Source organism: Kribbella sp. NPDC004138, assembly GCF_053603655.1.
The window spans coordinates 1-23,078 of sequence record NZ_JBSGFZ010000036.1 but is presented as its reverse complement, the minus strand read 5'-3'; the positions used below and the strand labels follow the sequence as shown (position 1 = coordinate 23,078).

The 23,078-nt window shown below is 68.4% G+C and carries 21 protein-coding genes; 13 read left to right on the top strand and 8 right to left on the bottom strand.

All coding sequences use genetic code 11. The features are described 5' to 3' along the window. Positions 1-137 precede the first annotated feature (137 nt). Both ACWEOO_RS37560 and ACWEOO_RS37555 read right to left on the bottom strand, forming a co-directional pair. Positions 138-815: a response regulator gene (locus ACWEOO_RS37560; protein ID WP_452147095.1), complete on the bottom strand. Its 678-nt coding sequence runs from the start codon at positions 813-815 to the stop codon at positions 138-140. Positions 816-919: 104 nt separating this feature from the next. Then, positions 920-1,630 carry a prepilin peptidase gene (locus ACWEOO_RS37555; RefSeq protein ID WP_452147094.1) on the bottom strand — a complete coding sequence of 237 codons (711 nt, stop codon included), beginning with the start codon at positions 1,628-1,630 and terminating at the stop codon, positions 920-922. 282 nt (positions 1,631-1,912) lie between these two features. On the opposite strand from ACWEOO_RS37555, the gene ACWEOO_RS37550 reads away from it, so the two are divergent. The 10 genes from ACWEOO_RS37550 (at position 1,913) to ACWEOO_RS37505 (ending at position 10,975) form a co-directional block, all read left to right on the top strand. After that, the gene (locus tag ACWEOO_RS37550; protein ID WP_452147093.1) at positions 1,913-2,098 is read left to right on the top strand and encodes a Flp family type IVb pilin; all 186 of its coding nucleotides are present in this window, start codon (positions 1,913-1,915) and stop codon (positions 2,096-2,098) included. Between the two features lie 99 nt (positions 2,099-2,197). Then, positions 2,198-2,380, top strand: a complete 183-nt coding sequence (locus ACWEOO_RS37545; RefSeq protein WP_452147092.1) for a Flp family type IVb pilin — start codon at positions 2,198-2,200, stop codon at positions 2,378-2,380. A 146-nt stretch (positions 2,381-2,526) separates the two neighbouring features. After that, positions 2,527-2,949, top strand: coding sequence for a TadE/TadG family type IV pilus assembly protein (locus tag ACWEOO_RS37540; RefSeq protein WP_452147091.1), 423 nt, complete (start codon positions 2,527-2,529; stop codon positions 2,947-2,949). Positions 2,950-2,969: 20 nt separating this feature from the next. Further along, on the top strand, positions 2,970-4,040 hold the full coding sequence (locus ACWEOO_RS37535) for a TadE/TadG family type IV pilus assembly protein (RefSeq protein WP_452147090.1): 1,071 nt from the start codon (positions 2,970-2,972) through the stop codon (positions 4,038-4,040). Between the two features lie 25 nt (positions 4,041-4,065). Beyond that, positions 4,066-4,872: a Flp pilus assembly protein CpaB gene (gene cpaB, locus ACWEOO_RS37530; protein ID WP_452147089.1), complete on the top strand. Its 807-nt coding sequence runs from the start codon at positions 4,066-4,068 to the stop codon at positions 4,870-4,872. A gap of 13 nt (positions 4,873-4,885) precedes the next feature. Continuing rightward, positions 4,886-6,046: an AAA family ATPase gene (locus tag ACWEOO_RS37525; protein WP_452147088.1), complete on the top strand. Its 1,161-nt coding sequence runs from the start codon at positions 4,886-4,888 to the stop codon at positions 6,044-6,046. Continuing rightward, a complete protein-coding gene (locus ACWEOO_RS37520; RefSeq protein ID WP_452147087.1) occupies positions 6,046-7,458 on the top strand; it encodes a CpaF family protein in 1,413 nt (470 codons plus the stop codon). The genes ACWEOO_RS37525 and ACWEOO_RS37520 overlap by 1 nt, the downstream gene beginning before the upstream one ends. Further along, entirely contained in the window at positions 7,455-9,407 is a 1,953-nt protein-coding gene (locus ACWEOO_RS37515; RefSeq protein ID WP_452147086.1) for a type II secretion system F family protein, read from the top strand. Before ACWEOO_RS37520 ends, ACWEOO_RS37515 begins: the two co-directional genes overlap by 4 nt. A 1-nt stretch (position 9,408) precedes the next feature. Continuing rightward, complete coding sequence (locus ACWEOO_RS37510; protein WP_452147085.1) at positions 9,409-10,323, top strand: type II secretion system F family protein; 915 nt, start codon at positions 9,409-9,411, stop codon at positions 10,321-10,323. Positions 10,324-10,330: 7 nt separating this feature from the next. Next, complete coding sequence (locus ACWEOO_RS37505) at positions 10,331-10,975, top strand: methyltransferase family protein (protein ID WP_452147084.1); 645 nt, start codon at positions 10,331-10,333, stop codon at positions 10,973-10,975. Between the two features lie 5 nt (positions 10,976-10,980). Here the strand turns inward: ACWEOO_RS37505 and ACWEOO_RS37500 are convergent, their stop codons facing one another. The 3 genes from ACWEOO_RS37500 to ACWEOO_RS37490 are packed head-to-tail and all read right to left on the bottom strand — an operon-like array spanning position 10,981 to position 14,806. Further along, on the bottom strand, positions 10,981-12,747 hold the full coding sequence (locus tag ACWEOO_RS37500; RefSeq protein WP_452147083.1) for a helix-turn-helix domain-containing protein: 1,767 nt from the start codon (positions 12,745-12,747) through the stop codon (positions 10,981-10,983). Between the two features lie 4 nt (positions 12,748-12,751). Beyond that, positions 12,752-14,059 (bottom strand): MFS transporter, encoded by a 1,308-nt coding sequence (locus tag ACWEOO_RS37495; RefSeq protein ID WP_359925708.1) that lies wholly within the window; start codon positions 14,057-14,059, stop codon positions 12,752-12,754. Between the two features lie 18 nt (positions 14,060-14,077). Then, complete coding sequence (locus ACWEOO_RS37490; protein WP_363717088.1) at positions 14,078-14,806, bottom strand: 3-hydroxybutyrate dehydrogenase; 729 nt, start codon at positions 14,804-14,806, stop codon at positions 14,078-14,080. A gap of 146 nt (positions 14,807-14,952) precedes the next feature. Here ACWEOO_RS37490 and ACWEOO_RS37485 point away from each other — a divergent pair, with 146 nt between their 5' ends. Further along, complete coding sequence (locus ACWEOO_RS37485) at positions 14,953-17,211, top strand: FdhF/YdeP family oxidoreductase (RefSeq protein WP_452147082.1); 2,259 nt, start codon at positions 14,953-14,955, stop codon at positions 17,209-17,211. 78 nt (positions 17,212-17,289) lie between these two features. Here ACWEOO_RS37485 and ACWEOO_RS37480 read toward each other — a convergent pair whose 3' ends face one another. Next, positions 17,290-18,492 carry an MFS transporter gene (locus ACWEOO_RS37480; protein ID WP_452147081.1) on the bottom strand — a complete coding sequence of 401 codons (1,203 nt, stop codon included), beginning with the start codon at positions 18,490-18,492 and terminating at the stop codon, positions 17,290-17,292. Positions 18,493-18,560: 68 nt separating this feature from the next. Between ACWEOO_RS37480 and ACWEOO_RS37475 the strand changes: the two genes are divergently transcribed. Further along, complete coding sequence (locus ACWEOO_RS37475; protein ID WP_452147080.1) at positions 18,561-19,148, top strand: CGNR zinc finger domain-containing protein; 588 nt, start codon at positions 18,561-18,563, stop codon at positions 19,146-19,148. Positions 19,149-19,230: 82 nt separating this feature from the next. On the opposite strand, the gene ACWEOO_RS37470 is transcribed toward ACWEOO_RS37475, so the two are convergent. Both ACWEOO_RS37470 and ACWEOO_RS37465 read right to left on the bottom strand, forming a co-directional pair. Continuing rightward, entirely contained in the window at positions 19,231-21,432 is a 2,202-nt protein-coding gene (locus tag ACWEOO_RS37470) for an MMPL family transporter (RefSeq protein WP_452147079.1), read from the bottom strand. Between the two features lie 336 nt (positions 21,433-21,768). Beyond that, positions 21,769-22,305 (bottom strand): M48 family metallopeptidase, encoded by a 537-nt coding sequence (locus ACWEOO_RS37465; RefSeq protein ID WP_359925727.1) that lies wholly within the window; start codon positions 22,303-22,305, stop codon positions 21,769-21,771. 524 nt (positions 22,306-22,829) lie between these two features. Here ACWEOO_RS37465 and ACWEOO_RS37460 point away from each other — a divergent pair. Continuing rightward, a complete protein-coding gene (locus tag ACWEOO_RS37460; RefSeq protein WP_012922897.1) occupies positions 22,830-22,988 on the top strand; it encodes a DUF5679 domain-containing protein in 159 nt (52 codons plus the stop codon). Positions 22,989-23,078: the final 90 nt, after the last annotated feature.

Below are 23,078 nucleotides of genomic sequence, written 5' to 3'. Positions count from 1 at the left end.
CCGTGGAACGGTCCCTGCAGCTCCCCCAACTGGAGATGGACTGTTGTGACCTGCTGTAACTGTGATCGGCTGACGCATACGGTCCGTTACGGTTTCCGCGTGGGTGCTTTTCGCCGAGATGGTTGAATGCTTGGTTATCAAATTCCGGCGCCCATGCGCTGCGGGAGCAGGCCGGTCTGTAGCCCCACCATCAGCGCCTGCGTACGGTTCGAGACGCCCAGCTTTTCGTAGAGACGGGCGATGTAGGTCTTGGTCGTCGAGTGGCTGACGTACAGGGACGCCCCGATCGCGGCAACGGACAGGCCGCTGCCCAGCATCGCCAGCACCTCCGCTTCGCGCGGACTCAGCGACACCCCGACGGCCGGTCGAGCGACCGTCGCCGCAACAGCGCTCTGCCGTCGAGCGACGGCCTGGCCGAGGCCGGTGGCGATGAACGAGCCGGCCGCAACCGCCGCATGCCGGATCGCGGGCAGCACCTCGGTCGCGGGCGCGACCTTCGGGACGAAAGCCGAGACCCCGACCTCGAGCGCACGGAACAGCAAGTCGTCCTCGCCGTTGGAGGTCAGCACTACGATTCCCAGACCGGCGTACCGGTCGCGCAACTCGCGTGCGATCGACAGACCGTCGGCGTCGGGCAGCGCGATGTCGAGTACGACGACATCGGCGTCCGCGTCGGCGACCGTCGCCGCGGCCTCGGAGCCCAGGCCGGTCTCACCGACGATCGTCATCCCGGGCTCGCCGCTCACCAGTCCGACCAGGCCGTAGCGCGTCAGCGTATGCCCGTCGACCACGACAATCCTGATGTCGTGACTCATAGTAAACCTCCCCGTGTCGCAGTCACACTAGGTAACGGCGTCGGGCGTCGGATAGGGACTTTAGGCCCTAGTACGACGGAACAGATGCCCGCAGCTGGTCCAGATCACGTACTGGTCATGACTGTCAGCAGGGCTCCGGCAAGCATGAAAGGTCCGAAGCTGATCGAGTCCTTCGGCGTGATCCTGCCCGCGAGCAACAACACGACGCTCGCCACGCCCATCAGCACGAACCCCGCGGCCGCGCCGGTCAGCAACACCGGCCATCCAAGCCAGCCGAGCGCGATGCCGAGCCCGCCGGCAAGCTTCACGTCTCCACCGCCTAGCTGACCGCGACTCAAGACCGCGAGGATCAGGTAGCCGCCACCGAGCGCCACTCCACCGAGCAGTGCGCGCACCAGCTCGGTCGGATGTCCGTTGAGGACTGCAGCCAGTCCGAACAGGACGACCAAGCCCGGGTACAGCGAAAGAGTCAGCCGGTCAGGCAAGCGCTGCACGGAGATGTCGATGGCTGCCAATGCGACCCCGACGACCCCGACGAAGGCAAACCCGGCTGCATCAGGCGCTCCGGCGAATCGCCAGAACAGCAGACCAAGAACTGCAGCGGTGAGCAGCTCCAGCACAAGCGGTCGGCCGAGCGAGCGGTGGCAGCCCTGACAACGAAAGGCGAAGCGGCCGCTGACGGGCTCGCCGCACCTCTCGCAACTGGTGCGCAGCGGCTCGCCTGAGGCCACGGACAACTGGAAAACGGTGCCGCGCAGAAGCAAGCCGGCAACGAGGCCGACGGCTCCTCCGGCCAGAGCCCACTCGATGTTCATGCCAGCCAAGCTAGGGCGGCTCGCCGGCCTCCGGAACCATCCGGGCGCGGGACTGACCGAGTGGATGCGCAGAGCAGCCGTTCGAGTGACATGTCGTCCGAACGGACGACATACGTGTCGACCGGTGCGAGGCGTTGTCGGCCTGTCGAGGGCTGCGGTCTGACCGATCGACCGATGCCGCGACGGGGCAACGATCGTGCACCTTTGCGGTACCGATCGGCAGATCGCCGTTCGACCGAACGCGGTGGGACCCGAATCCACCGCCCGTAGAAGGAGTTCCACATGCTCAACGACCTGCGCACCTACATGCAGTCCCTCGTCCGTCAGATCCGCAACGACGAGCGCGGCGCGACCATGATCGAGTACGGCCTGATGGTCGCCCTGATCGCGGTCATCGTCGCCGCCGCAGTCGGCCCGTTGGGGACCGCCATCGCCGGCCTCTTCACCGGCATCATCGGCAGCCTCTGACGGTCCGGAGCGATCTGCCGATCCAGTCCGATCCCGTGGGGTGGTGCGGCCCGGCCGGAGTGGCCCGGGCCGCCACCGCCTCCCAGCCAAGGAGTCCGGATGCGCGAACTCATGTGGTTCGTCAAGGCCGCAGGCAGATCAGTACGGCGCGACGATCGCGGCGCGACCATGCTCGAGTACGGCCTGGTGGCGACATTGATCGCGGTTGTCGCCGCGCCTCTGGTCGCCATTCTCGGCCCAGCGGTTGCTGCCCTGTTCGCGGGCGTCTTCGGCGCCCCCTGATCCGACCAGTCGAGCCGGTCACACCACTGTCAGCCGGCCAGTCTTCATCACCGGGAGAACTCATGTATCCGAGACGAGGGAATCGCGGCGGGGAAACTCACCACGGTCGCACACCTCGCACGCGGCCCGCGGCACGAGTACGCCGCATGCTTCCCTCGTCGGTACATGGGGGCAGCAGCGCGGACCGTGGCGCCACCGCCGTCGAGTTCGCGCTTCTGCTTCCCCTGCTGTTGCTGATCCTGCTGGGCATCATCGACTTCGGCCGGATGCTCAACGCGCAGGAAACCTTGACCCAGGCTGCCCGGGAGGGCGCCCGCCTGGTCGCACTCGGCCGGACCGACGCCGTCAGTCGCACGCAGGCGGCCGCGACCGGATTGAGCCCGGTCACCGCATCCGTTCAGTCGTCGTGCCCGACCGGCGCCACCGCAGCGAACAACTCTGCTGTTCAGGTCACCTATACGTTCCAGTTCACGCCGGGCCTCGGCTATCTCGTCAGCTTCTTCGGCGGTAGCGGTATGAGCGGTCAGACCACCTTGACTGCACGGGGGGCAATGCCATGCGAAACCTGATCTCACGTCTCGCTCGACCGATGATGCAGATGCTCCGGCTCGACGACCGCGGCGCCTTCGGTGCGCTGATCGGCGTGCTGTTCGCATCCGGTGTCCTGCTCGGCCTGGCCGCTCTGACCGTCGATGTCGGCACCGTGTACCAGGAGCGCGCCGAGCTGCAGAACGGCGCCGACGCCGGATCTCTCGCGGTCGCGAGGAGCTGCGCCAACGGCGACTGTAAAGTCGACGAGGCCGCGAAGTACGCGAATCTCAACGCCAAGGACGGCGCATCCGCCGTCACTCTGGTCTGTGGCCCCAAGGGCGGTCTGGCGAGTTGCCCGGGGTCCTCAGGCACCCTGGTCGACTGCCCGGCGCCCACGTCCGCGGACAAGAACTACGTCGACGTACATACGGCCACCAGGACAACGGGCGGATCCTCGCTGCTGCCGCCGGTGTTCGCTCGCGCCCTGACCGGCAACGGGAGCTACCAGGGGACAACGATCCTCGCCTGTGCCCGGGCGAGCTGGGGACCCGCGATCCAGAGCGCCAAATCGCTCGCGATGACGCTCTCGCTCTGCGCCTGGACGCAGGCGACGGGTGGCGGCACGCCACCGGTCTTCGGCGTGGATCAGCGAATCTACGTGCGTGACGCACCCAACGCGCCCACCTGCAGTGGCCTCAGTGCGCCCGGCGAGTTCGGCTGGCTGAACGACATCGGCGGATGCTCTGCAGCCATCGACCTCACCCAGAACGGGTACGTCACCGGCAGCGACCCTGGAAAGAACCTGTCCGCGGCGTGCCAGAGCGCGCTGTTGTCCTACGTCGCAAACAAGACGCCGATCTTCATCCCGATCTTCGACACCACCACCGGAACCGGCAGCGGCGCCACGTACCACCTCGTCGGACTCGCCGCGTTCATCCTCACCGGCTACGCGAACATGAACCCGCTGAAGGACGCCATCCCGGCACCGTTCACGAAAGGCAGCTGCCCGAACGGAGCAACGACGCCGTCCTGCATCTACGGCCACTTCACCCAGGCCCTCGTCCCGGTCGCCACCCAAATCGGCGACGGCACCTACTTCGGCGCTACCGCCGTCAAACTCGCCGGCTAGAGCCGCCAGCAGAGAAGAGAGAACCATGAAACGCAGAGTTGTGACCATCATGCTGGCGGTCGCGCTGGCTGTCGTCGGATCAGGCGCAGTACTCGTCTACGTCAATCGCGCGGACGCCCGCGCGGTCGCGGGTCAGCAAGCGGTGACCGTGCTCGTCGCCGGCAAGGTGATCCCGTCGGGCACCACCGCCGCCGAGGCAAAGGCCTCGCTGCACGAGGAAACGCTGCCGGCGTCGTCGGTGTCGTCCGAGGCCTTGGCGGAGATCACGCCGGCGCAGGAATCCTTGGTGACCACGGCCGACCTCAAACCCGGACAGGTACTCCTGAAGTCGATGCTGGTGTCGGCCGCGCAGGCCACCAGCGGTCTGACGATTCCTGAGGGCAAGGTCGCCGTCACCATCACGCTGTGCAGCGCCGAGGCCGTGGCCGGGAACGTGAAGGCCGGGTCCGACGTCGCGGTCTTCGGAACGGTTGTCGCTGGCAACAACAGTGAGGTCAGCGGGCAGCCGAACTGCACCGGCCAGCACAAGCAGCAGTTCGGCAAGGGTCTCGGCAACACCCGGGTCGTCATCCCCAAGATTCGGGTGATTGCCATCGGTCCGGCCGCGCAGGATTCGAAGTCCGCCGGCGGCGGCTTGTCCCAGGGCTCCGCGTCCGCGCAGAACGACATGCTGCTGGTCACCCTGGCCGGCAGTCAGACCGACGCGGAGCGCCTCATCCTGCTCACCCAGACCTCGCTGCCGTATCTGGCACTGCTCGGTCCGTCCACCCAGGTCAAGGTCGAGGACCACATCGAGCCACTGTTCCCGACGCTGCCGGCCAAGAAGAAGTGAGGAGACGATCACGATGACCATCCTGTGCCAGCCGGCCGACGTGCCGGCAGACCTGATCTCGAGCATCGGCACCGGCGTGCGAAGCGTCGACGATCTCGGCGCGGCACTCCTGGCGCTGAGCGAAGACCCCAGCGAGAACCTGATCGTGGTGGGTCCGGCTGTCGAGACCGGCCGGGCCTTGGAGTTCAGCGCACGACTGCGCCTCGAACGCCCTGCCATCGGGGTGATCCTGATCCGCGAGCGTGTCGACGTCACGGTGCTCACCGACGCCATCCGAGCCGGTGTGCGCGAGGTGGTCGCAGCAGGCGACAACGCTGCGCTGAGCGCCGCCTGCGACCATTCGCGGGCCCTGTCCGGCCATGTTCACGGTCATGACGATGCCGAGCCGACACACCACGGCAAGGTCGTCACCGTGTTCTCCGCCAAGGGCGGGTGCGGCAAGACCACCGTTGCGATCAACTTGGCCGCTGCTCTGGCTACGAGCGAAACCCATCGAATCTGCGTCGTCGATCTCGACCTCGCCTTCGGCGATGTCGCGATCAGCGTCCAGCTCGATCCGGTGCGCACGATCAGCGACGCACTCCCCATGGCCGGCCATCTCGACACGACCGGCGCGGCCTCGCTGGTCACGTCGTACCGACCCGGGCTGGACATGCTGCTGGCACCGGTGACCCCTGGCGACGCCGAGAAGATCCCTGCATCGCTCGTCGGTGAACTGCTCGCTGTCCTGCGGGGAATGTACGACTTCGTCGTGGTCGACACCCCGGCACAGTTCAGCGAGCACGTGCTGACGGCGATGGACGTCTCCGATCATCACGTCCTGCTGACCACCCCGGACACCCCGGCGATGAAGAACCTGCGGATCACCCTGGACATGCTCGATCTGCTCTCGTACTCGCGCGGTATCCGCTCCGTGGTCGTCAACCGGTCCGACTCGAAAGTCGGGCTGTCGGCAGGCGATGTCGAGAGGGTGGTGCGCAGCACCATCGACGGGCACGTTCCGTCGAGCCGCAACGTCCCCATTTCGATCAACAAGGGGACCCCCATCGTGATCGCGACGCCGACCCACCCGGTCAGCCAGGCGATCGCCCGCTTCGCTCGCGAGCGGGTGCTGAGTCAGTCGGAACCGGCACGGCACAGGCCCTTCGCCCGCCGCGGCGCCGGGAGGCGATGATGAACCTCGCAGAACGCCTTGCCCAGCGGCAATCACGCCCAGGACAGGATCACCAGACCGCGCGGCCCGCCTCCACCGGCAACTCCGAGCCGCGGACGGCCGACGCTGTTCCCCGTCGTACGGCGCGCAACAGCGACCCCTTCGCAGGTGTGAAGCGCAGCGTGCATCAAGGCCTCCTCGAGACCCTGGGACCGAAGCTGTACGACGCGCACCTGGACCAGCGTGAACTCGAGCAGCAGGTCACCCAGACGCTGCAATCGGTGCTCCAGCGCGACGACACACCGATGACCGTCGCGGACCGCGGACGCGTCGCCCAGGAGGTCGCGGACGAGATCCTCGGACACGGACCGCTCGAGCCGTACCTGCGAGACGCGGGCGTCTCCGAGATCATGGTCAACGGCCACGACCAGATCTACGTCGAGCGAGAGGGCCGTCTGACGTCTGTCGACGCCTCGTTCTCCGACGAGAGTCACCTGCGACGCACGATCGACAAGATCGTCTCCCGCGTCGGCCGGCGCGTCGACGAGGCCAGTCCCATGGTCGACGCTCGACTGCCCGACGGCAGCCGGGTGAATGCCGTCGTACCGCCGATCGCGCTGGACGGCTCACTGCTGACGATCCGGAAGTTCGCCGCCGACCCGTTCACCGTCGACGACCTCGTCTCGTTCGGGACGCTGACCTCGCCGGTGGCCGAACTCCTCCGAGCGTGTGTACGCGGGCGGTTGAACATCTTGATCGGTGGCGGTACCGGCTCCGGCAAGACCACGACCCTGAACGTCCTGTCCTCGTTCCTGCCTGATGACGAGCGCATCGTCACGATCGAGGACGCGGCCGAACTGCAGCTCCGCCAGGACCACGTACTGCGTCTGGAGTCCCGGCCGTCCAACGTGGAGAAGAAGGGCGAGGTCGCGATCCGGGACCTGGTTCGTAACGCCCTGCGGATGCGTCCCGACCGCATCATCATCGGTGAGGTCCGCGACGGCGCGGCACTTGACATGTTGCAGGCGATGAACACCGGCCACGACGGTTCGATCACCACCGTGCACTCGAATGCGCCGCGCGACTCGCTGGCCCGGCTCGAGACGATGGTGCTGATGGCCGGTGTGGAGCTGCCGCAGCGGGCCATCCGCGAGCAGATGGCGTCGGCGATCGACCTCATCGTGCATCAGACCCGGCTGAAGGACGGGACACGACGGATCACGCACATCACCGAGGTCGCCGGCATGGAGGGCGAGGTCGTCACGCTGCAGGACCTGTTCTTGTTCGACTTCCACGCGGGCGTCGACGACCGCGGCTGGTTCCGGGGAACGCTGCGGTCCACCGGGCTGCGTCCGGGGTTCCTGGACCGGCTCGCCGATCGGGGCGTCGTCCTTCCGCCGCGGATGTTCGCTGCCGACGAGGTCGTCCGATGACGACCGCTACGAGATTACGCACCGGCATCGCCGCGGTGCTCGCCGGCTTCGCGGCGCTCATTCCGGGCGTGGCGCAGGCCGAACCCGGCCCGTCGGCCCGGATCGATTCGGTCCAGGTGAGCCCGGGGCACGCGGACATGGTGCTCACGACGGCCGGCCTGCCCGGCGAGCTCGATCCAAAGGTCGTGCACGTGGACGCAGGCCGGACTCAGCTGCCCGCGCGGGTCACACCAGTCAGCAGTACGACCGTGACGACGGCTCCCACGCGCGCGGTGATCATCGTGCTCGACACCAGTGGCTCGATGGCCGGGTCCGGCATCCTGGCCGCGCGTCAGGCCGCGCTGAGCTACCTGGCTACGCTGCCGAGCGACGTACGGGCGGGTTTGCTCACGTTCTCCGATCGCCCCCGGCTCGTCGTTGCCCCCGCCGCGAACCGCCTCTTGATTCGCGACGCGCTCAACCACGTGCAAGCGGTGGGAAACACGGCGCTGTACGACGCGGTCCGTGCCGGAACCTCCGCGCTGGAGGCAGCCGGTCTTGGCGAATCCGCCCAACGTCGGCTGGTCGTGTTGTCCGACGGAGTCGACACGTCCAGTAGGGCCACGCTCGCCTTGGTCACCAGCCAGCTCGCGGCCGCCCACGTCCCAGCTGACGTCGTCGCCTTCCGCTACGGAAGCAGCGACTCATCAGCAGCCCAGCAGATCGCAACAGCTGCCGGTGGACGCATCTTGACAGCCCAGAACGCCAGCCAATTGACCGCGGCGTTCGCCACCGTGGCACACAACTTCACGACACGCATGAAGATCGACATCACAGTACCGGCCACGCTGGCCGGTGACCGGGTCACACTGCGCGTCACGGCGGGCCCGGTCAGTGCGACGACTGTGGTCACGTTCGCTGCGAACACGTCGCCGTCCAGTACCGCGACGCCGCAGCCTGCCGCCGCGGCCCCACCGGTGAAGCAGCACCAGACCGTCTGGTCCTGGCAGCTTCTCGCCTTGCTCGGTGGCGTCTTCCTCGTCGTTTTGCTCACCGTGATCCTCGTCCGCTGGCAGGGTGCTCGCGACGACGTCACGCGACGGCTGACCCAGCAGTTCAGTCGCTACGGACCTAGTCGCAATGAGCTCCAGACTGCCGATTCCGAGAGCGCAGCTGCCAGGACCGCTGTCGGCTTCATCGGCCAGGCGCTGCGTTCGGCGGGCGTCGAGCAAGGGCTGACCGAGCGGCTCGATCTCGCGGATCTGAGGCGCAAGCCGGCCGAATGGGCCTTGCTGACTCTGTGCGTCGGCGCTGTACTCGCCGCCGTGCTGATGCTCATCGGCCTTCCTCCGCTGGTGAGCGCACCCATCGGGCTCGTTGCCGGATGGCTGGGGCAGCACGTCTACCTGAGCTTCCGCATCGGGCGCCGTCGTGCGGCGTTCAGCGAGCAACTTCCGGACGTTCTGCAACTGATCGTCGGATCGCTTCGGTCCGGCTTCTCACTCCCGCAAGCTGTCGACGCTGTCGTGCGGGACGGTACGCAGCCCGCCGCGGGTGAATTCTCGCGTGCACTGGCCGAGACCCGGATCGGCGTCGAACTCGAGGAGGGCCTCAATCACGTCGCGGACCGGATGGACTGCGACGACCTGCGCTGGGTCGTGATGGCTACCCGGATCCAGCGAGAGGTCGGAGGCAACCTGGCAGAGGTCCTGAAGAACACTGTCGACACGATGCGCGAACGCGCCCAGACCCGGCGCCATGTCCGAGCTCTCAGCGCGGAGGGCCGGCTGTCCGGCTACATCATCGTCTGCCTGCCGATCGTCCTGGGCGCGTGGCTGAGCTTCAGCAAGCCGCAGTACATGAGCCCGCTGTACACCACGCCGTTCGGTCTGATGCTGGTCGGCAGCGGCGTCGTCCTGATGATCGTCGGTTCGTTCTGGATCCGTGCACTGATCAAGGTGGAGGCGTGACATGACCGCAACAGTGATCCTGATCGGTGGACTGTCCGCTCTCGGGCTCGCCATCGTTCTGGCCGTCGTCGGCATCGCCGCACGGCCTGCTGAGGGCGGCGTCGCGAAGGCCCTGGCCACCATCGACGCTCACTACGCCCAGCAACCGCAGCTCGAGGTCGATGCCGCGCGTGATCCGTTCGCGGCCTTGCCGGGTTGGCTACGCGGCCTGGCAATGCGCTTGTCGCCCTCGGGCATCACCGCGACGCTTCGGCGCCGGCTCGATCTGGCGGGCAACCCGTCGGCGTGGACGCCGGACAGAATCCTCGCCGCCAAAGGCCTTGGCCTGTTCGTCTTCGGCGGACTCGGCGTGGCGTACGGCCTGCGTTCGGTCGGTCTGCTGATCGTGGCTGCGGCGCTTGCCGGCGCCGCCGGGTTCTTCCTTCCGGACGTGCTGCTCTACAACGCGGGCGTCAAGCGCCAGGAAAAACTCCAGCGAGCCCTGCCCGACGCGCTCGACATGCTCACTGTCTGCGTGGAGGCCGGCCTCGGATTCGACGCGGCCCTGGCGCAGGTCGCGCGCAACACCACCGGGCCGCTGGCGGCGGAGTTCTCGCGCGTCCTGCAGGAGATGCAGATCGGCAAGTCCCGCTCGCAGGCATTGCGTTCGCTGACCGATCGGACGACAGTGCCGGAGCTGCGGTCCTTCGTCTCGGCTCTCGTCCAGGCCGGCGAACTCGGCATCACCATCGCCGACGTACTGCGCGAGCAGGCCCGCGAGATGCGGCTGCGACGCAGGCAGCGGGCGGAGGAGAAGGCCCAGAAGGTGCCGGTGAAGATCCTGTTCCCGCTCGTCTTCTGTCTGTTCCCGTCGATGTTCATCGTCATCATCGGGCCGGGCATGATCAGCATCGCCCACCTGCTGTTCGGGAAGTAGGCCGGCGATGACTGTGCTCGAACGGAAGCTGGACCTCGGCCGGCTGATCATGGTGCCTTGCGCCACTCTGATGCTGGTGATTGACACGGTGGCCCTGGCACACACCACCGGCGGTGGTCTCGCAGGTTCGCTGCGATGGACTGGCAGCGCCCTGGTCGCAGCGTTCTACGCGCTCATCATCTGGGCCTACGTACGGCGCGGGCCCGCGAAGGCCACGAGTCCCTCCAGCTTTGCTCACCTGGCCGCGGTCACGGGAACCCTGATCCCGTTCGCCTTTCCGCTGCTGCACGGCGGGGACGCCGGCGCGAGCAGGGAACTGGCCGCGGATGTCCTGCTGGTCAGCGGCACCGCGTGGTCGGTCTGGTCACTGCGCAGCCTGGGTAAGAACTTGTCGGTCCTTGCCCAAGCCCGCTCTGTCGTCGAGCACGGCCCTTACCGCTGGGTCCGGCACCCGTTGTACAGCGGTGAGATCGTCTGCTGTCTGGGGCTTGCTATCGCTGCGGGCACGGTGGCAGCTGCCGGGGTCTGGATGGTGCTGGTCGGTCTTCAGGTCTACCGCGCCCGGCGCGAGGAACAGATCCTCATCGGCACCCTGCCGACCTACGCCGGATACCGCACCCGAACCGCGGCCCTGTTCCCAGGACTGTTCTGAACGGCTCAGCCGAGGGCGGTGTGGAGGCGGAGGGCTACCTGGATGTCGAGGGTGTGGTCCGGGGACTGCCAGCCGTCGCCGAGGAGGGCGGTGACGCGGTCGAGGCGTTGCTGGACTGTGTTGGGGTGGATGTGGAGTGAGGTGGCGGCGCGGGTCGGGCTCTGGCCGGCGGCGAAGTATGCCTGGAGGGTGCCGATCAGGTCGGTGCCTCGCTGGTCGTCGTAGTCGAGGACCTTGCCGAGGACGTGGTGCACGTGGGTGCGCAGGTCGACCTCGGACGCGCCTACAAGGCCCGCCACGCCCAGGTCGTCAGGTGTGGCCGACTCGCTGGTGCGGCCGAGGCGGAGCATTGTCGTGACCAGACGAGACGCTTGCCGGTGTGCTTCGACCAAGGGCTCGCCCCAGGTCGCAGGGCCTGTGACAGCGACGGTCACGCCGGTGCGCTTGGCGACCTCGGTCAACTCGCGTGCGACAGCTGCTGCGCTGGTCCGAGCGAACAGCAGCACCAAGTCCCCGCCATACGGGCCGGCCAGGACCAGTCTGTCTTCCAGTGGCGCGGACAGCCGAGCACGTACGGCGGAGTGGTCGCCGCGGCAGACTGCGACGACCAGGCGGTCGTGCCGATGGTTCGGCGCCAGTAGACGGAGCCGGTCGGTCAGAGCGCGCGGGTCGGCGCTTCCGCTGAGTACGTCGGCCAGCAGATCCGCCTGGGCGCGTTGGGATTGCTCAGCGGCCTGTCGGCGGAAGAGCAGGACCAGCGCGGTGACAACGGCAGCCCGCTCGACGATGCGCTGGTCTGCACCCGACAGGTCGTCCGCACCGCCGATGACCAGCGCGCCAAGCCGTTCGCCCTTAGCGGTTGCTGCCACGACCCAGCAGTCACCGATGCGGGTCAAGCGACCGGACTCGGACTCCCGCCACGGCACCGGCGTACTGGGAACGCTGCCGGCGACGGCGAGCTCGTTGCCGCCGGCATCGACCAGCACGACCCACATGTCGAGCAGCTCGGACAGCGCGGCGGCGATGGCATCCACGTCCCCGCCGGACAGCACGATCTCGGCGAAACGGTCGTGGGCCGCGGCCGCGTGCTCGACGCCCGCGTGGGCCGCGGACAGCTGTTCCAGCGCGGCCTCAGTCTCGGCGGCTGCGCGCACCTGGACGATCGTCACCGCGGCCAGCGCTGCCAGCGAGCCGAGCAGCGACACCTCGTCGTGGCTGAACGGGCGCCGCGTGCGGTTGGAGGCGAACAGCACGCCCACGAACGCTCCGTCGACGATCAGCGGTGTTCCGCAGATCGCCACCAGCCCTTCGTCACCAACGGCGTGGTCGATCGCCGTCGTGTGCCGGAACCGCTCGTCGGACGGGTAGTCGGCGGTCCAGTACGGCTTGTAGGTCTCCGCGACCAGACCGCCGAGACCTGCGCCGAGCGGGAGGCGGACCTGCTGGAACTCCGCCGACACGGACCCGTCGGTCGCACGCATGTAGGTGTCTCCGCGGGACGGGTCGTACAGCGTCAGGTAGGCCACGTCCACGCCGAGCAGGCTGCGGGTCCGGTGCACGATGGTGCCGAGGACGTCTCCGGGGTCCCGGGCCGAGGCAAGCTCGCGGGCCACGTCGACCAGGGTCGAGAGCTCGGCCTCGCGCTTCTTGCTGGCGTCCATGCCCGCCCGGATGCGCAGGGCGAGGTCGCGTGCCACCGCGTCCTCGCCCGCCGCCCGGGCCAGCTCGCTCCCGGGCGCATCCTCGGCCAGCAGCCGCAGAAGCTCCTCCATGGTCCTACAGGGTAGTGAGGTCCCGGCGCCGGGTTTCGGAGTACGACGTCACCGCGACGATCGAGATCACCGCACATGCTGCGACGTACACGGCGATCGCGTAGCCCGAGTCGTACGCCTTGAGCAGTGCGACCGCGATGAACGGCGCCAGGCCGCCCGCGATGATCGATGCGAGCTGGTAGCCGACCGAGACACCGGAATACCGCACCCGTGTCCCGAACAGCTCGGTGAAAAACGCGGCCTGCGGTCCGTACATCGCACCGTGCAGCACCAGACCGACCGTCACCGCCAGCGTCGCCAGGGCGAAGTTCTTCGTGTCCACCAGGGCGATGAAGACGAACGCCCAGATCCCCACCCCGACCGCACCGATCAGGTACACAGGCCGCCGGCCGATCCGGTCCGACAGCGAGCCCCACAGCGGAATGGCGAAGAAGTGCACGGCCGCGGCGATCAGTACGGCGTTCAGCGCGAACGACTTGCCCAGACCGAGGTGCTCCTTCGCGTACGTCGCGATCACGATCGTGAAGATGTAGTAGCTGACGTTCTCCGCCATCCGGGCGCCCATCGCGGTCAGCACCTCGCGCGGGTACTTCGTGATCACCTCGAAGAACGGCAGCTTCTCCGCCGGCTGCTCCTTCGCGCGGGCCTGCGCCTGCCGGAACACCGGCGACTCCTCGATCCGCAGCCGCACCCACAGCCCCACCAGGACCAGTACCGCGGACAGCAGGAACGGAATGCGCCAGCCCCACGAGTCGAAGGCAGCCTCGGACTGGAACGCGGCCAGCCCGGCCAGTACGCCGTTCGCGATCAACTGGCCCGCCGGAGCACCGGCCTGCGGCCAGGACGCCCAGAAACCGCGTCGTGCCGGATCACCATGCTCCGACACGATCAGTACGGCGCCTCCCCACTCACCACCCAGCGCGAAGCCCTGGATGAGCCGCAGCACCGTGAGCAGGATCGGGGCGAGCGCACCGACCTGTGCGTACGTCGGCAGCAGACCGATGGCGAAGGTGGCGATCCCCATCATCAGCAGCGACAGCACCAGCAGCTGCTTGCGGCCCAGCCGGTCACCGAAGTGCCCGAACACCACACCGCCGATCGGCCGGGCGAAGAAGCCGACCGCGAACGTCGCGAAGCTCAGCAACGTCCCGGTGAGCTCCTCCCCCTTCGGGAAGAACAGGTCGCCGAACACCACCGAGGCGGCGACCCCGTACAGGAAGAAGTCGTACCACTCCACCGTCGTACCGACGAGACTCGCGCCGACCACGCGGACGATCGACGTCCGGGTCTGGGTCGGTTGTGTTGCCGTCATGGGCGGGCTCCTGAGTTGTTAGTGGGCGGTCCAGCCGCCGTCGAGTACGAACGAGCTCCCCGTGATGGAGGCGGACGCGGGACCGCACAGCACGGCCACCAGCTCCGCCACTTCGGCCGGTTCGATCAGCCGCTTCACCGCGACCGGCTCGAGCAGGACCTTGTCCAGCACCTCCGACTCGGACAGGCCGTGGGTCGCGGCCTGGTCCGCCAGTTGTGCGGTGACCAGCGGAGTCCGGACGTACGCCGGGTTCACACAGTTGCTGGTCACTCCGTGCGGCGCACCTTCCAGTGCGACGACCTTGCTGAGTCCTTCCAGCCCGTGCTTCGCAGCGACGTACGCCGCCTTGAACGGGCTGGCCCGGAGTCCGTGGACCGAGCTGATGTTCACCACCCGGCCCCAGCCGGCGCCGTACATGTGTGGGAGCGTCTGCCGGATCAGCCGGAACGGGGCCTCCAGCATGAGCCGGAGGAGGTAGCTGAACCGCTCCGGCGGGAACTGCTCGACCGGTGCGACCTGCTGGACCCCGGCATTGTTCACCAGGATGTCCACGTCCGTCGGCAGCTCCGCCAGCCGGTCCAGCTCGGACAGGTCGGCCACCAGCGTCTCGACGCCCTCCAGCGCGTCGAGCCCGGCCTGGTCGAGGTCGACGGCCACGACGTGCACGCCGTCCGCTGCCAGGCGTTGGGCGCACGCGGCGCCGATACCGGACGCGGCTCCGGTGACGAGTGCTCGACGGGTCTCCATGGGCGACGACTGTAGGAATCCCAGGTCCCGCCGGGTATGGGATGGGACCACATATCCGCCGACCCGGCGATGGGTTGAGCGTCCACTTATCCACAACCCCGGCTATCAAAGCAGCGAGGCACGATAGCTGGACCTATTGTTGAAACATGGTCGATATCGAGCAGCCGAAGAAGAAGGCCGCCGGCGTCCCCGCGGTCCTGTCGTCGTTCAAGTTCGGCCTTCGCGAGATGGGCCCGGCGCGGACCGGCAAGGTCTTCGTGAAGATGAACCAGGACGGCGGGTTCGACTGCCCGTCCTGCGCCTGGCCGGACCCCGACCACAAGCGCAAGCACGCGGCCGAGTTCTGCGAGAACGGCGCCAAGGCGGTGGCCTGGGAGGCGACCCGCAAGCGGGTCCCGCGGGCGTTCTTCGCGGAGAACTCGGTCGACGACCTGCAGCGGATCTCCGAGTTCGACCTCGGCAAGCTCGGCCGGATCACCGAACCGATGCTGCTGCGGGCCGGCGCCACGCACTACGAGCCGGTCGGCTGGGACGAGGCGTTCCAGGTCGTCGCCCGGCATCTGAAGGCCCTCGTCGACCCGAACGACGCCGTCTTCTACACCTCCGGCCGGACCAGCAACGAGGCCGCCTTCCTGTACCAGCTGTTCGTGCGCGCCTACGGTACGAACAACCTGCCCGACTGCTCCAACATGTGCCACGAGTCATCGGGCACGGCGCTGTCCAAGGTGATCGGGAGCGGCAAGGGTGCGGTCACGCTCGAGATGCTCGAGGAGTCCGAGCTGATCGTGATCGTCGGCCAGAACCCGGGAACCAACGCGCCCCGGATGCTCAGCCACCTGGAGATCGCCAAGCGCAACGGCGGTTCGATCGTCTCCGTGAACCCGCTGCCCGAGCCGGGACTGATGAACTTCATGAACCCGCAGCGCCCGCGCGGCTGGGTCGGCAAGGGGACCGAGCTCGCCGATCAGCTCCTGCAGATCCGGATCGGTGGCGACCAGGCCTTGTTCCTGGCCCTCGGGCACCTGCTGCTCGAGGCCGAGGCTGCCGCCCCGGGTACGGTCCTGGACAAGGCGTTCGTCGAGTCGCACACCAGCGGCTTCGAGCTGTACGCGAAGCACAACGCCGAGCTCGACTGGGACGCGGTCGAACTCGCGACCGGGCTGCGCCGGGCCGAAATCGAGGAGCTGGCCCAGCGGTTCATCCGCTCGAAGGCGACGGTGATCTGCTGGGCGATGGGCCTGACACAGCATCGCGAGGCGGTCGCGACAATCAGCGAGATCGTCAACGTGCTGCTCCTCCAGGGCAATATCGGCAAGCCCGGCGCGGGCCCGTGCCCGGTGCGTGGCCACTCGAACGTCCAGGGCGACCGCAGCATGGGCATCTGGGAGAAGATGCCGGACGCCTTCCTGGACCGGCTCGACCACGAGTTCGCGTTCACCTCGCCGCGAGAGCACGGCGTCGACGCGGCCGCGACCGTGAAACGCCTGCGGGACGGCGACGTCCGCGTGTTCTTCGCGATGGGCGGCAACTTCGCCATGGCGACCCCGGACACCGAGGTCGTGCACCGCGGGCTGCGCGAGTGTGACCTCACCGTCCACGTCTCGACCAAGCTCAACCGGTCGCACACGGTCACCGGCCGCGAGGCGCTGATCCTGCCCACACTCGGCCGCACGGACCACGACCACACGCCGGCCGGCCCGCAATCAGTGACCGTCGAGGACTCACAGGGCGCAGTACACCTGTCCACCGGCAACCTGGTTCCGCCGGCGCCGGAGCTGAAGTCCGAGATCGGCATCGTGTGCGCGCTGGCGCAGCACGTCGTACCCGACGTGGGACAGATCCCGTGGGCCGACTTCGCCGACGACTACAGCCTGATCCGGCAGCGGATCGGGCGGGTGGCCGACGGGTACGAGGACTTCGAGAATCGGCTCCGCGCGAACGAGGGCGGCTTCCTGCTCGCGCACGCCGCGCGGGACAAGCGCGAGTTCCGGACGTCGGACGCGCGGGCGCAGTTCACCGCGAACGACCTGACCTGGCTGCCGACCGAGCCCGGCAGGTTGCTGCTGCAGACGCTGCGCAGCCACGACCAGTTCAACACCACGATCTACGGCCTCGAGGACCGGTACCGCGGCGTCCACGGGACACGCGAGGTCGTCTTCGTGAACCCGGACGACCTGGCCGAGCTCGGTCTGCGGGAGGGCCAGTACGTCGACATCGTGAGCGAGTTCCGCGGCGTCGAGCGGCGGGCGGCGCGTTTCCGGCTGGTCGCGTACCCGACGGCGCGTGGCTGCGTCGCGGCGTACTACCCGGAGACCAACGTGCTGATGTCCGCCGACGACCTCGCGAAGGGCAGCAACACCCCAGTCGCCAAAGGCCTGACAGTCAGGCTGGAGCCGTCGAGCTGAGGGCGTCAGTCCAACAGGAGCCGACACCGTCCCAGGCGTACTCGAGTTCACGGGCGGCACCAGGATCCGGCAGCCGGGTCACCCGTCGGTTGCGATGCGTCGGTCACCGTTCCTCCGATCCGGATCGAGCCGTCGCCTGACCCATGGTTGAAGTATCGCGAGTGCGCAGGCCACCGCGGCGCTGGTCAACCACAGGCCTTCGGGTCCGGCGGTTTCGAGGAGTTGGGTGACGGTGATCGGCGCGATCGTGGTCGCGATCCCCCAGCTCAGGCCGAAGACCGCGAGATACCGGCCGCGGGCCTTCTCGGGCGCGAGGCCGGACGCCTGGGTGAGGTAGCGGGTGAGGAGGAACAGTTCGCCGAGGCTCCACAGGACCGCGGCGAGCAGGAAGACCGCGAGATTGTGCGCCAGCGCGACGACCACCAGGCCGACGCCGACGAGCGCGTAGCCGATCGCGATCGCGCGGAAGTCGTCCAGGTGCTGCACGCGGAGCAGCCGCTGCGCCGCGATCAGGGTGACGGCCGAGACCGCGAGAATGATGCCGGTGCCCGACTTCGGCAGGCCTTGGTCGAGCAGGGTCAGCGGTACGCCGATGATCAACTGCATGTAGATCGTCGCGAAGACCGTGCCGCCCGCGAGCAGCAGCAACAGCCGCCGGTCGCGCCACGCAGGCGCAGCCTTGTCGGGCAGATCGTCGCGCCGCGCCCGGCGTACATCCGCGGGGAGTGCGACGGCCACGAGAGCGGTGCAGGACAGACACGTGATCGCGTCGGCGGCGAAGAGCCAGCGAAGATCCCAGTGGCTGATCGCGGCGGCGAGGAGGCCGGCGAGGACGCCCGCCGCGGCCAGCGCCGCGCTGTACAGCCCGTACGCGGCGGGGCGGTCCTCGGGCTCCGTGACGTCGGCGATCATCGCTTGGCTCGGCGGCTCGTAGATCTCGAACGCGAGGCCGAGCAGGATCGTCGCGAGGACGGCGGACCACAGTGCGTGGCTGAGCGCGATCCACAACTGCCCGACGGCACAACCCGTCAGCCCGAGAACGATCGTGCTGCGCCGGCCGAGCCGGTCGGCCAACTGACCACCTAGCAAACGGGACGGGATCGTCGCGGCACCGAAGACCGCCAGGATCAGGCCTGTCTGGCTGAGCGACGCCTTGAACTCGACCGACAGCACCACCCCCAGGAACGGCAGCGTGAACGCTCCGATCCGGTTCACGGCCCGGGCGACGACCAGGATCCACACCGCGCGGGACAGTCCACGCGCCGCGACGACTGTGCCCACCTCGAACCCCCATGACTGTCTAAATGGCTATGATCGGTCACGCAAGCCTGAGACTACGGAGGTATCGCGTGACTGGTCAAGTGTCTTTTGATAGTCATGCCCGGAGTGTGCTGGCCGCGTCGGTGGAGTACGTGAACCGGCTGACGCCCGGGTACTCCGGCGGCCTTCCGTACGACGCCCCCACCGACGACGCGATCACCACTGCCGTCGCCGAGGCGCTCACCGCGATCGGCCATCCGCCGAAATCCGTACCGGCCGACGACGCGCGGCGGCTGGCGCATCTGGCCGGACGGATGCGGATCGTCTTCGAGGCCGCCAACGCGGGCGATCTGGACGCGGCGGCCGACGAGATCAACGCGTTGCTGCTCGACACCAACGCCCGCCCGCAGCTCGACCGCGGCAAGGACCGGCCGTGGAGCCTGCACTTCCACGGCCCCGACGAACAACTCGCGAACGGCTGGGCCGCCGGCTGCGCAGCTGGCCTCGCCCTCGCCGTCGGCAGCGACCTGGCCGGCCGCCTAGGCGTCTGCGCGGCCCCTCAGTGCGACCGAGTCTTCGTCGACGTCTCGAAGAACGGCCAACGCCGCTTCCACTCCCCTCAATGCCAAAGCCGCGTCAAAGCCGCCACGCACCGAGCCCGCCAGGCCGCCGGCTGACCCAACCCTGCACGGGGCAACATCCTCCGGCATCGCGAGCGCCCCACCCGAGAAGTTTCGGGTGGGGCGTCGGGGTGTTGTCTCAGCCGACCGGGGTGAGTTCGCGGTCGGGGGCGGCGGGTGGGGTTTGGGGGGCGTGCTTCGGCTGCTTGGGGCGGAGCCACTTGGGGGCCCACCAGTTGGCGTCGCCGAGGAGGGTCATGATGCTGGGGAGGACGACCGCGCGGATGATCGTGGCGTCGATCAGGATCGCGACGGCGAGGCCCACGCCCAGCTGCTTCATGTCCAGGGTGCTCAGCGTGGCGAAGACCGCGAAGACGCCGATCATGACGGCTGCCGCGCTGGTCACCACGCCGGCCGAGCCGGTGATGCCCTCGGCGACCGCCTGCTTGGTGGGTACGCCGCGGAGCACCGCCTCGCGGATCCGGCTGACCACGAACACGTGGTAGTCCATCGACAGACCGAACAGCACCACGAAGAGGAACAGCGGCAGCCAGCTGACCACGGCCCCGTTCGACCGGAAGTGCAGCAGGCCCTCGGCCCAGGTGTTCTGGAAGACCGCGGTGACGACGCCGTACGCCGCGGCCGCGCTCAGCAGGTTGAGCCCGATCGCCGTGATCGCGACCACCACCGACCGGAACGTCACCATCATCACGATCATCGTCAGCAGCAGCACGAACCCGATCACCAGCGGCAGCTTGTCCCGCGTGTGGGCGGCGTAGTCGACGTCCGCGGCCACGAACCCGCCGACCGCGTACTCGACGCCGGGCACCTTGCCGACCGTCTCCGGCATCAGCTCCTTGCGCAGCTTGGTCAGTGAGTCCCGGGCCTGGTCGCTGCCGCCCTCGTACGGCGTGGCGACCTCGAGCGTGGCGACTGTGCCGTCCTTGGAGAACCGCGGCTCCTCGAGACCGTCCGACGCGAACAGCTTGTCGCCCTTGGTCTTCTCCATCAGCTCGGCCAGCGCGGCCTTGACGGCAGGCTGCTGGTCCGCAGGCGCCCGTACGGCGACCTCGTGGCTGGTGCCCGTGCTGGGGAAGGCCGCAGTCAGCCGGTCGTACGCCTTCATCACCGACGTCGTCCGCGGCAGGTCCTCGGTGCCCGGGAACTTCAGAGTCATCCCCAGTGCCGGCGACGCGACCGCGAGCAGCGCGGTGACCGAGACCAGCAGGGTGGCGATCGGGTGCTTCAGGGCCGGCTTCAGCACCGTCGGCCAGAACCGCGGCTGTCCCTTGCTCGCGGTCAGCCGCCACACGAACGGGATCCGCGGGCGGTCCACCCAGCGGCCGAGCTTCGCCAGCACGGCCGGCAGCACGGTCAGCGAACCGACGACGGCCACCGCGACGACCAGGATCGAGCCGACCGCGAAGGACGAGAACACCGCGTCGCGGGCCAGGAACAGCCCGGCCATCGAGATGATCACCGCCGTCCCCGAGACGACGACCGCGTGGCCCGAGGTCGCGGCAGCGATCTCGACCGCGTCGATGTGGCCGCGGCCCTTGGCGCGTTCCTCACGTTCGCGGCGCAGGTAGAAGAGCGAATAGTCGACGCCGACCGCCATACCGATCAACAGGATCACGCTGTTGACCGCGTCAACCGCGGGCACCAGCTGGGACGCCGCGGCCGATAAGCCGATCGCGGCGGCGACCGAGGACAGTGCGAGCAGCACCGGCACCGACGCGGCGATCAGGGCGCCGAACGCGACCAGCAGGATCGCCAGCGTCACCGGCAGGCTGAACATCTCCGCCCGCTTGAAGTCCTTGCCGAGCGTCTCATTGAGCGCCTTGCCGATCGACAGCCCGCCGACCTCCTCGATCCGGAGATTCGGGTACTGCTGCTGGACCTTGGCGGTCGTGTCGAGCAGCGGCTGGACCCGCGCATCGTCGTCCGACCCCTCCGGCGCGTCCTTCAGCGTCACTCGGACGATGACCGCGTCGTTCTTCGGCGACGGCATCGGCCGAGCGACCTCCGCGACCCCACCGAGGGCGCGCATCTGCTGGATCACCACGCCGGCGGCCTGGTTCGCCGCGGTCCTGTCGAGCTGTCCGGACGGAGCCGTGATCAGCACGCTCTCGACGTCCGGGTCGTCGAAGTTGCCGGACTTGACGATGTCGTCCGCCCGGGTCACCTCACCGATGTCCCCCTCGTTCTTCGACTCCTTGGTGCCGGTCACCGAGCCGAGCGCGAAACAGGCGATCACGACGACAACCCACATCGCGATCGCCCGCCACGGATGGGTGGCGCTCCAACGCGCCGCCCGTACCGTGATCTGTCCCCTGGCCATACCTACCCTGCCCCTCTGCGCCCCCTCAGGCGCCCCACCCAGCGCTCCCTGGCGTCGCGCTGGCTACGGGCAAAAGCCTCGCTGCCCGGGACACCCGGCGGCCATGCAGGAAACCCCCGAGGTCCCCCTGGGGTAGACCCCACCCCACCCTTTCCCGTACGCCCTACGCACCCCGGCCCGCTGCCCTGCGCTCGACTTTGAGCACCCACCAACCGTTCTCGCCCCGCGCAGACGGTTGGTGCGCGCTCAAAGTCGTCGTACAAACGCGGGGCGGGGGCGAGGCGGGGCGCAAGGGTGGCGCTGCGCGGGGCGCGGCGGGAGCGCCGGTGGATGGGGTCAGAAGTCGTCGAGGTCGAGGGAGGAGGCGGCGGAGACGCCCTCCAGGTACCCCTCGGCGCGCTCGGCCTTGGGGTAGCGGTGGACCAGGGACCAGAAGGTGGCGTTGTGGGTCGGCTCGATCAGGTGGGCGAGCTCGTGGACCAGGACGTAGTCGACGACCCAGCCCGGCATCGCCTGCAGCCGGGTCGACAGCCGGATCGACCGGTCCGCCGGAGTGCACGATCCCCACCGTCTGTTTTGGTTCGAAACCCACCTCACCGACGCAGGTTCGGGCACTTCGGGGAGGTGACGACACGCGAGTTCGTGTGCTCTGGCCAACAATTTTTCGTCCGACACGCGGGATCGGCTGCGCTGCTTCTCCAGGCGCGCCAGCATGGTCTCGACCCAGCGCGCCTCCTCCGCGGCGGACAGCCGGTCGGGCATCAGCACGACCACCCGCTCACCGTCGCGGTAGGCGCTGACCGTGCGCTTGCGGCGCTTGCTGCGACGGATGTCCACGTAAGGCGGGATCGGGCGCGGTGGAGAGTCGGCCATGGCTCAAAAATGTACCCCCAGATTCCGACAACTTTCTTCGGTCCACATCCTGTGCATGGGCGTTTTCGCAGGTCAGACGCCAGATCTTGATCCTGCCGACCCCGGTTGTTCACATCGCGTTCCCCCGCCCGTCCACAGCACCCTGCGGCGCGTCCCACAGGTTGCGCACAGAGTTATCCACAGGGGTGGACAACGCGGGCTTGCCACCGCCGCCGGCGTCTCCTAGCGTCGTCGGGAACAGGCTCCCGGACCGCTTCCGGGGCCGCTCGGAGGGGAAGCCGAGTGGTCGCGGAGGCGGACCACCGGGAGCCTGTTCCGTGTGGGCGAAACTTTCGGTAAGGGCTTTCCCAGGCGGGATTACGCGGCGCGCTGAGCGGGAGGTGCGCTTGAACCGGCGAAAAGCTGCCGTAGGGTGATTCCCGACTGGGCCGAACGGCCTACGGCAGGAACGGTCTGCCGTTAGCATCCAACGACTGCCCGGGGCGAGACCCCGGGCTGAAATTCAGAGCAAGGAGAGGGCCCTCATGGCAGAGACCTGGAGCGGCGAGTTCTACTGCGTCAAGTGCAAGGCCAAGCGCACCGCCGACGGCGAGGTCAAGGTCAACGACAAGGGCACGCGCATGGCGAAGGCCAAGTGCCCCGAGTGCGGTACGAACCTGAACCGGATCCTCGGCAAGGCCTGACGCACCAAGTCGTAGAGGCGGGGGGGGGGGCACTTGGAGCTGCGGGACGCCCCCCAGCTCGAGGCCCGCGCCGCCCCCCACGCCCCCCCC